Origin of the sequence: Maribacter sp. (assembly GCA_020629415.1) — a bacterium.
In the GTDB taxonomy this organism is placed as follows: Bacteria; Bacteroidota; Bacteroidia; order Flavobacteriales; family Flavobacteriaceae; genus Maribacter; species Maribacter huludaoensis.
In genome coordinates this window covers 71,313-80,560 of sequence record JAHDDL010000019.1, presented here as the reverse complement: position 1 = coordinate 80,560, position 9,248 = coordinate 71,313, and the positions used below count along the sequence as shown (strand labels likewise).

The following is a 9,248-nucleotide window of genomic DNA, read 5'->3' as shown; positions in this document are numbered from 1 at the left end:
TTTTTAAGCAGTCATTGTAAATATATTGTACATCTTTTGTCAAAATATTTTACACTGTAATTTTAGTTTTTATCGTAATGTATTGATATTAAAATGATTGCTATGTTGGCACGGAATTAGTCTTATGTTTTACGTCATCAATCAAAAAACGAATAATCATGTTAAAAAACCATCTAAAACTATCTTTTCGGAGTCTCTGGAAAAATAGATTGCTTTCCTCATTAAATCTTTTAGGGTTAAGTATAGGTATTGGTGGTGTGTTCACACTAATGTTTTCGGTGTACGCTTATTACGTGGCGGATAATATGATACCGGATCAGGATCAAATTTATTATCTAAAGACACATTTGGCAGACGGCAATGATTATAATGAAGCGGTATATCCGTTATTGGATAAAATAAAAAGCACTTCCCCAGAAGTAGTTGCCGGAACGCATTTACACGGTTGGGGCAATATTTGGTTAGAGGTAGGGGATAATGAGTTTCAAAAAACAACTACCTATGCCGATCCTGAATTTTTTAATGTTTTTGCCCTGCCATTAAAGTATGGTAATCATAATTCTGCCCTAAATGAAAAGTATTCTATTGTTTTGACCGACAAGGTAAGTAAGCAATTGTTTGGGGAAGAGAATCCTGTAGGGAAAAGTTTAATTGCGGCAGACACCTTAAATCTTACTGTAACTGGTGTATTAGAGCCCATAAGTCCTTATTCTTCATTTCGTTTAGATGTTTTAATGCCGAATACCATTTTAAAAGACAATGTAGGTTTTAAAAATCAAAACAATTGGGATAACAGTTTTTCGCCAGTATTTATGAAACTTCGCCCAGATGCGAATATTCCAGAATTTGAGAAGCGGGTAGGTCAATTGGTAAAGGCGAATTATGAAGACCCAACGGTTATTTCAAAAATGGAAGTGATACCACATAAAAATGTGCGTATTGATTCTATACCCGTAGTAGAAATAATTATAGCGGGTAATATTGCTACATCAATTTTTGTACTGCTTCTTGTACTTGTGAATCTTTTAAATTTAAATACCTCTACCATGTACCGTAGAACAAAAGATATTGCTGTACGTAAAATTTTAGGTGGTGGAAAAAAGGGAGTAATTACCCAGTTTTGCCTGGAAAACGGAATTTTGGTGTTACTCTCTATATTGATTTCCGGCGGACTTTTCTTTGGCTTTTTATTGCCAAAATTGAACGATATTTTTGGTGCTGAATTTGGTGAGATAAATTTTAGTCTGGCAAATGATTATCCAGTAGTAATAGGTGCTATTTTATTAGGTGTTTTAGTGACGTTGATAGTTGGTGTTTTGCCAACATTAAGATTTATTTCTTTACCAGTTTCTCAAGGCATTAAAGGAAAAATAGATAGCGCAAAAGGCAGTTTTATATTGCGAAATACATTTATAATTATTCAGTTTTCCATAGCCATTCTATTTATTTGTGTTGCCGTTATACTGAACAGTCAGATCAGTTTTATGAAAAAGGCTGATTTAGGTTTTGAAAGAGAACACGTAATAGTGGGCAATATTGATCTTGATTATAAAGATATGGACGCTGCCACCTCAAGTTTTAAAGCACTTTTAAATGATCTAGAGGCAAATCCGTATGTGACAAATGTAGCTACAAGTCAGGCTATACCATCAGATTACTACTTTAATTATACCAGGTTTTATGATGCAAATACGGATAGAGATGTGCGTCTGCGTCGTTCATTTACTGATGCGGGTTATGTCAGTACATTAAAAATTCCAATTGTAAAAGGTAGAAATTTCAGTAAAGAAATGGATGGTGTAGAGGAAAGACCTGTAATAATTAACAGAACTGCCATGGCCGCTTTTGGCTGGACCACAATAGAGGGTAAGCGATTAAAATTTAAAAACGACGATTTTATCGGTAATCCTGTGGTTGGAGTTATGGAAGATTTTCATTATCAAGATTTGCAGAATGCTGTTGAGCCCTTGGTGCATTATTATAGAAGTGAAGATGATTTGGATAAACATCGTTATTTAACTGTTAGGGCGGTACACGGTAAGGAAAAAGAGGTCAAGGATATGATAGCTTCCGCATTCTCCAAAATAGATTCTAGAAAAAATTATTCTCAAAGTGATCTTAGCGAAAAAGTTAGTGGACAATATCGTTTAATGGACGGTATGCTGAAAACGGTAAACGTTGTAGCATTACTAACTATATTCATATCATGTTTAGGTATGTTCGGTCTAATATCTTTTATGGCAAAAAGGAGAGTAAAAGAAATTGGTGTCCGTAAAGTTTTAGGTGCCAGTGTATTAAAAATAGTAGTGTTGCTTTCAAAAGATTATATGATTTTGGTAGGCATTGGGGCTATAATTGCATTCCCGGTAGCTTGGTATATGATGAGGGCGTGGCTGGGCGGTTTTGCCTATAGTATTTCAATACAATTTTGGATGTTTGCCTTATCCGGTTGTATTGCATTTTGTATAACGGCATTTACTTTAGGTATTCAAGCTATTAAAGCAGCAAAAGCAAATCCGGTAAAAAGTCTAAGAACAGAGTAGTGTAAAATTCATCAATCAATCAATCAATCAAAAAACGAACGATTATGTTTAAGAATTATTTAAAAGTAGCTTGGCGAAATTTAATAAAGAACAAAGTGTTTACTGCTGCAAATATTGTGGGGTTGACCTTGGCATTTGCTGTAGCATTATTGTTGGCTATGACCGCTTTGTTTGAATTGTCTTATGATAGGTTTCATGAAAATAAAGATGCTATTTTTCAGGTTTATTATTCAAATCAAACACCAAAAGGTTCAGATATTTCTACAGCTAATCCTGTACCATTTGCTCCGGCTTTGAAAGAAGAGGTTCCGGGCGTAAAACATATTGCAAGGGCATTAAGTGAAAACGCACTAGTGTCATATGGAGATAACGATTTTAATTTAGATGCAGAGTTTGTAGATGTAGACTATTTTTCCATTTTTAATTTTCCTACACTTATGGGGGATACCAATAAACCAATGCCCGACCAAAACTCGGTGACCATTACCGAAAAGGCATCTGAAAAGCTTTTTGGTTCTACGGATGGTGTTGGGAAAACAGTAAGAATTCTTATAGGTAAAGAAGAAAAACCCTTTACGGTTACTAGTATTCTAAAAAACATACCAGAAAATAGCAGTGTAAGTTTTGATATTGCTATTCCATTTCAAAGCCATTGGGATTATCCGGAATATGTTGATGTTTGGGATTCACAAAATCACCCAGTATATCTTCAGTTAGAAGACGGAGTTTCTAAATCTCAGTTTGAAGAAAGCACCATAGAGTTTACGCTTTTGCATAAAGGAGAGCAAATGGATAATATGAAGCGTGATGGTGCACAGCCAGATGCAAACGGAAATTACAGTCAGCTCAACTTATTGCCATTTACGGACAAACGCTTTGCAAATTTTAATACGGGTGTACTTCAAATAAAGAGAACATTTCCTTATATGATTTTAGGCATAGCCTTTTTAATCATTTTTATTGCCTGTGCCAATTTTGTGAACATGAACATTGCCTTGGGTGAAAAACGCTTAAAGGAAATAGGTATGAGAAAAACCCTTGGGGCAGTAAAAGGGCAATTATTTGGACAGTTTTGGTTAGAGAGTCTAATGGTATTTACCATATCCATTGTGTTTGCATTAGTTCTTTCTAATTTATTAATTGATTCGTATAAAACGCTCTTTAATACAGATGCGACTTTTGCTAATTTAATGACGTCAACAATTCTTGGCAGCTTATTGTTAGGCATATTATTGGTGACCTTGATTACAGGCGGATACCCAGCACTGCTTTTAAGTAAACTAAATACTTTAAAGGCTTTGAAAGGTAAATGGGAACTGGGCAAAAACGGAGTAAGAAATGCGTTGATCGTCGTACAGTTCGTAATTGCTATTGTTTTGATAACCGGTACTTTGGTTTTTCAAGGACAGTTAGAGTTTATGAGAAGCAAAAATCTTGGTTTTAATAAAGAACAGGTAGTGTCCATACCGTTGAACGGAAAAAAAGATAGTTACCGAGTGGTAGAGTTGTTGCGAAATGAACTTAGTGGAAATAGAAATATTTTAAGTGTAACCGGGTCGGACAATAACCTAGGGCGTGGAAAAGACGGCAGCATGTCCATCAGTAAATTCGGGTTTGAATATAAAGGTCGGGTAGTAAATAGTAATGTACTAAATGTAGATTATGATTATGCTAAAACTTTGGATATTCAATTATTAGAAGGGCGCATGTTTAGTAGAGAATACAGTGCAGATAGTTTAAGCATGGTCATCAATGAGGCTATGGTAAAAGAGCTGAACGAAGAAGATAATCCGTTGGCAACAAGAATATATTTTGATGAAGATTCTGTAGCGTATAATGTCATAGGAGTGTTAAAAGATTATAACCATCAAAATATCAGTAAAAGCATAGAGCCCCTTACCTTTTTTCTTGATAAGAAATTTGATTTGTATTATGCTTACGTAAAAGTGGCGCCTACAGATATGGCTAATTCTTTTGACGCCATTAAGAATGCTTGGCAAAAAGTAGAACCCAATGCAGAGTTCTTAGGTTCGTTTTTAGATGAAAATATTGATAGAACTTTTAAACGAGAGAAATCTATGGCAACAATTATTACTGCTGGTTCTGTTTTAGGTATTGTATTAAGTTGTATCGGTTTGTTTGCGATGTCATTATTAGTAGTTGCCCAAAGAACAAAAGAAATAGGAGTAAGAAAAGTAATTGGTGCAAGTACAGGGTCTATAACTATATTACTGACCAAAGACTTTTTAAAGTTGGTTGGCATAGCGTTCATCATAGGAGCTCCAATAGCATATTTTGCCTTAGATAAATGGTTGCAAGACTATGCCTTTAGAGTGCCATTAAGTATTTGGTTTTTTATAGGTGCAGGTCTATTGGCAGCTTTAATTGCATTGTTGACTGTAGGAGCTAGAACCATGAAAGCAGCGGCGGCAAACCCTGTTAAAAGCTTAAGAACAGAATAATAATTATGATTTTAACCATCAACCACTAACTTACTATTTCACTAATCAACTAATTCACTACAAGAAAGATGTTATTACAATTAAGAAATATTTTCAAATGGGTACAGCAAGGCGGTCAACGCGTGTTTTTGCTAAAGGATATTAATTTAGAAGTACAGGAAGGCGAATTCATTTCAATTATGGGTCCGTCCGGTTCAGGGAAATCTACATTATTGAATGTTATAGGTATGCTAGATACGTTTGATGAAGGAGAGTATGATTTCTTGAACGAATCTGTACATACCTTAAAAGAAAAATACCGTTCTAATCTGTATAAAGAATATATAGGTTTTGTGTTTCAGTCATACCATTTGTTAGATGATCTTACGGTACAGGAAAATTTAGAAATGCCCTTATTGTATAAGAAAATAAAGGGCTCTGAAAGAAAGGCACTGGTAGCAGATATGTTGGATAGATTCAATATTGTAGGTAAAAAAGATTTGTTCCCAACACAGTTAAGTGGTGGTCAGCAACAATTGGTTGGTGTGGCTAGAGCATTAATAGCAAACCCTAAATTGATACTGGCAGATGAGCCAACAGGCAACCTAAACTCTCAACAAAGCGAAGAAATTATGCAGCTTTTTAAGAAGCTTAATGAAGAAGAAGGCGTCACCATTATTCAAGTAACGCACTCGGAAAAGAATGCCGAGTATGGTTCAAGAATTATCAATCTTTTAGACGGCAGACAGATTTAGTTTTTGAAATATATAAAAAGACATTTCAAGCGCAGTCGAGAAACGTTAAGTTATAATGTAATTTGCGAATGTCGGTTCGAGTGCCCCATATTCAATTTTTCATTGAAAAAGGGGTGTATCGAGAACCTTTTGAAAACGAATAGTTGTCGACTTAATTGAAAATGATAGTTTTCTAACAACCAACAACCAACAACCAACAACCAACAACCAACGAACCACTAATCCGTATATCCTTCAGGATGCATTTCATCAAAATCCGTTTGGTCTTGAAATGCTTTTGCTAATAAAAGAATACTGGCTTCGTCATACAAGTTGCTAATTAGCGTGATACTGGTAGGGTGCCTTTTTTCATCTAACCCAGTAGGAATGGAAATTGCCGGATGACCGGTAAGGTTTGTAATAATTGAAAGTCTGTTGCCGGAACTTGGTGAAATAAGTACATCATAATCTTTCATAACGGCCTGCATTTTTTCAATAAGTACCTGTCTTTGTCTGTTGGCTTGTATATATTCCACTGCGGGTATAAAGCGTGCCTGGCGTAATGAATTTGCTCTAGAACGTTGGTGTTGTTCTACCATTTTATCCACTTTTTCAGCTCTGACCATATCATCGAAAAATGCACCCGCTTCTGCTCTTAAAATGATATCAAAACTATTGTAGGGCACATCTTTAGGTAGTTTTACAGCGTGTAAGGAAATGCCCATATCTTCAAATTTCTTCACGGCATTATCTAAATTTTCTTTGCTAAGTGAAGAGTCTTTTTCAATGTCATTTTTTAAATAGGCAACTTTAAGAGACTTGTAGTCTTTGTTGGGTTCAAATCCATCAGGGAAATCCGTTGTCATACCATCTTTAGGGTCCTTGCCTGTAATTACGCTGTAAACAATAGCGCAGTCCTCAGCACTTCTAGTCATAGGGCCAACCTTGTCCATAGACCAGCTTAAACTCATTACACCATGTCTGCTTACTCTACCGTAAGTAGGGCGTAAACCGGTAATTCCGTTTCTGGTACTTGGTGATAATATAGAGCCAAGGGTTTCAGTTCCTAAAGAATAAGGTACTAGTCCCGCTGAGGTTGCCGATCCTGAGCCCGCGGAAGAACCTGATGCTCCTTGTGTCGTATCCCAAGGATTTTTTGTTTTTCCGTCGAACCAAACATCACCACGTGCCAATGAACCAGAAACTAACTTGGCTACTAAAATGCCACCTGCATCCTGTAACTTTTGCACCACCGTGGCGGTCATATCAATTTGTTGGTCGCGGTAAGGTGCTGCGCCCCACGTAGTTTTGTACCCTTCTACTGCCATTAAATCTTTTACACCATAAGGTATACCATGAAGAATTCCACGATATTTTCCGTTAGCAAGTTCGGCATCCATGGTTTTAGCTTGTTCCAGTGCCATCTCTTCGGTTATGGTTATGGTACACTGCAAGATGTCGTTATATTTTTTTAAGCGTTCAATAAAAAATTGGGTCAATTCTAGCGAGCTAATTTTTTTGTTTTTAATTAGGGATGCTAGTTGAGGTATCGAATAAAAAGCTAGATCAGCTTTATTTTCTGGTATGTCAATGTTATTCGGAATTTCCCATTCTGGAAACCCAGATTGTGGTTTTGGCGTAAAATTCATTGGTAATGGGTCAAATCTAACCGCAGGTACCACATCGTAATCCAGAGTGTATTTTCTAAGGGAATCAAATCCTTTTTTATTTCGCTGTAAATAGGGATATAAGGTGTCTATATATTTCTTGTCAAAATCAAGCCCGATTAGTTTTTGAGAGCGCTTTACATCTTTTTTTGTAAAATCAGTATGAGAACTGGAGCATGAAGTAATGAAAAGGCAAAAAAGTAGACTATGAAATGAAAGTAGGAGAGTTTTTTTGGTAGGTTGGTACATGTTGTAAAGTTTTAAGAAGATTCTAATGTACGTCTTTTGAAAAATTTATGTGAATTGCCTAATCATAAAAAAATGTGAATTGAATATCTATGAATAAGAGGATCTGTTTATAATGGCATCTTCATTTTCAATACGCTAGCTTCCTAATCTGATAACTAAGGATTATCTTTGTAAACTACTTGTCAATGGGCAGGTTTTGAATGAATTTATACAATGAAGATAGATAAGAAGGATGTTTTAAAGGCTTTGGAGCATATTACGGTTCCCGGGGAAGGCAAAAACATGGTAGAAAGTGGTGCGGTAACCAATATTCAAATTTTTGGTGATGAGGTAGAGGTAGATATTACCATTTCCAACCCAAGTTTACAAGCACGCAAAAAGACCGAAGTGGAGATTTTAAAAGTCATCCATAGAGAGGTGTATGAAAAAGCTAAGATTAAGATCAATATTAAGGTAGAAGCACCTGCGGCAAAACCAAAGGTGAACGAAATTAAAGGCAAGCCTATACCTGGTATTAATAATATTATCGCTGTAGCCTCTGGTAAAGGAGGTGTGGGTAAATCTACGGTAACGGCCAACCTTGCGGTTACCTTGGCAAAAATGGGCTTTAAAGTAGGTCTTTTAGATGCTGATATATATGGTCCTTCAATGCCTATTATGTTCGACGTTGCCAATGAGAAACCATTGGCGGTAAACGTAGAGGGTAAATCTAAAATGAAGCCGGTAGAGAATTACGGAGTAAAATTATTGTCCATTGGGTTTTTTACCCAACGTGACCAAGCGGTTATATGGAGAGGGCCTATGGCGTCAAAAGCATTGAACCAAATGATTTTTGATGCACATTGGGGCGAGTTGGATTTTATGCTGATCGATTTACCACCGGGTACTGGTGATATTCATTTAAGTATCATGCAATCTTTGCCGGTTACAGGCGCTGTTGTAGTAAGTACACCACAAGAGGTTGCCTTGGCAGATGCTAGAAAAGGTGTAGCCATGTTTCAGCAAGATTCTATAAATGTTCCTGTTTTAGGAATCGTGGAGAATATGGCATATTTTACACCTGCAGAGTTGCCAGAAAACAAATATTATATTTTTGGTAAAGAAGGCGCTAAGAACCTGGCAGAAGATTTAAATGTACCTTTTTTAGGTGAAATGCCATTGGTGCAGAGCATACGCGAAGCTGGTGATGTTGGTAGGCCTGCGGCTTTGCAAACCGCGACAGCTGTAGAAAAAGCATTTGAAGAATTGACAAAGCAGGTGGTTAGTGAGGTGGTTGCTAGAAACAAGACTATGCCACCTACAGAAGCAATAAAAATTACTACAATGGCGGGTTGTTCGCCGGTTAATAAAAAATAGATATGACTGCAACAGAGCTAAAAGTGAATGTGGAAAAAGCATTGGAAGAAATTAGACCTTTCTTACAGAGCGATGGTGGAGACATTAGTCTTATTTCTATTGAAGAAGAAACGGTTACAGTGCGTTTAGAAGGTGCTTGTGTTGGTTGCAGTGTCAATCAAATGACCTTAAAGAGCGGTGTGGAGATGACCATTAAGAAATACGCACCACAAATTCAAAATGTAATTAATGTAGAAGCTTAGATCTTGATAATTGTCA

At 36.4% G+C, this 9,248-nt stretch carries 6 protein-coding genes; 5 read left to right on the top strand and 1 reads right to left on the bottom strand.

The window, feature by feature from the left end; all coding sequences use genetic code 11:
• The first annotated feature begins 158 nt into the window (after positions 1 to 158).
• The 3 genes from QZ657_RS09610 to QZ657_RS09600 all read left to right on the top strand — a co-directional run bounded on the left by QZ657_RS09610 (position 159) and on the right by QZ657_RS09600 (position 5,739).
• Positions 159 to 2,543: an ABC transporter permease gene (locus QZ657_RS09610; protein WP_291966550.1), complete on the top strand. Its 2,385-nt coding sequence runs from the start codon at positions 159 to 161 to the stop codon at positions 2,541 to 2,543.
• Positions 2,544 to 2,587: 44 nt separating this feature from the next.
• The gene (locus QZ657_RS09605; RefSeq protein ID WP_291966548.1) at positions 2,588 to 5,005 is read left to right on the top strand and encodes an ABC transporter permease; all 2,418 of its coding nucleotides are present in this window, start codon (positions 2,588 to 2,590) and stop codon (positions 5,003 to 5,005) included.
• A gap of 68 nt (positions 5,006 to 5,073) precedes the next feature.
• Positions 5,074 to 5,739 (top strand): ABC transporter ATP-binding protein, encoded by a 666-nt coding sequence (locus tag QZ657_RS09600; RefSeq protein ID WP_291963781.1) that lies wholly within the window; start codon positions 5,074 to 5,076, stop codon positions 5,737 to 5,739.
• Between the two features lie 218 nt (positions 5,740 to 5,957).
• Here QZ657_RS09600 and QZ657_RS09595 read toward each other — a convergent pair whose 3' ends face one another.
• The gene (locus QZ657_RS09595) at positions 5,958 to 7,634 is read right to left on the bottom strand and encodes an amidase (protein ID WP_291966546.1); all 1,677 of its coding nucleotides are present in this window, start codon (positions 7,632 to 7,634) and stop codon (positions 5,958 to 5,960) included.
• Positions 7,635 to 7,847: 213 nt separating this feature from the next.
• Between QZ657_RS09595 and QZ657_RS09590 the strand changes: the two genes are divergently transcribed.
• On the top strand, positions 7,848 to 8,990 hold the full coding sequence (locus QZ657_RS09590) for an Mrp/NBP35 family ATP-binding protein (protein WP_291966544.1): 1,143 nt from the start codon (positions 7,848 to 7,850) through the stop codon (positions 8,988 to 8,990).
• Positions 8,991 to 8,992: 2 nt separating this feature from the next.
• The gene (locus QZ657_RS09585) at positions 8,993 to 9,232 is read left to right on the top strand and encodes a NifU family protein (RefSeq protein WP_291963709.1); all 240 of its coding nucleotides are present in this window, start codon (positions 8,993 to 8,995) and stop codon (positions 9,230 to 9,232) included.
• The last annotated feature ends 16 nt before the right edge of the window (positions 9,233 to 9,248 follow it).

Coding starts and splice junctions, on each gene's coding strand:
- QZ657_RS09590 (WP_291966544.1), top strand. CDS start 7,848: ATGAAGATAGATAAGAAGGATGTTTTAAAGGCTTTGGAGCATATTACG.
- QZ657_RS09595 (WP_291966546.1), bottom strand. CDS start 7,634: ATGTACCAACCTACCAAAAAAACTCTCCTACTTTCATTTCATAGTCTA.
- QZ657_RS09605 (WP_291966548.1), top strand. CDS start 2,588: ATGTTTAAGAATTATTTAAAAGTAGCTTGGCGAAATTTAATAAAGAAC.
- QZ657_RS09585 (WP_291963709.1), top strand. CDS start 8,993: ATGACTGCAACAGAGCTAAAAGTGAATGTGGAAAAAGCATTGGAAGAA.
- QZ657_RS09600 (WP_291963781.1), top strand. CDS start 5,074: ATGTTATTACAATTAAGAAATATTTTCAAATGGGTACAGCAAGGCGGT.
- QZ657_RS09610 (WP_291966550.1), top strand. CDS start 159: ATGTTAAAAAACCATCTAAAACTATCTTTTCGGAGTCTCTGGAAAAAT.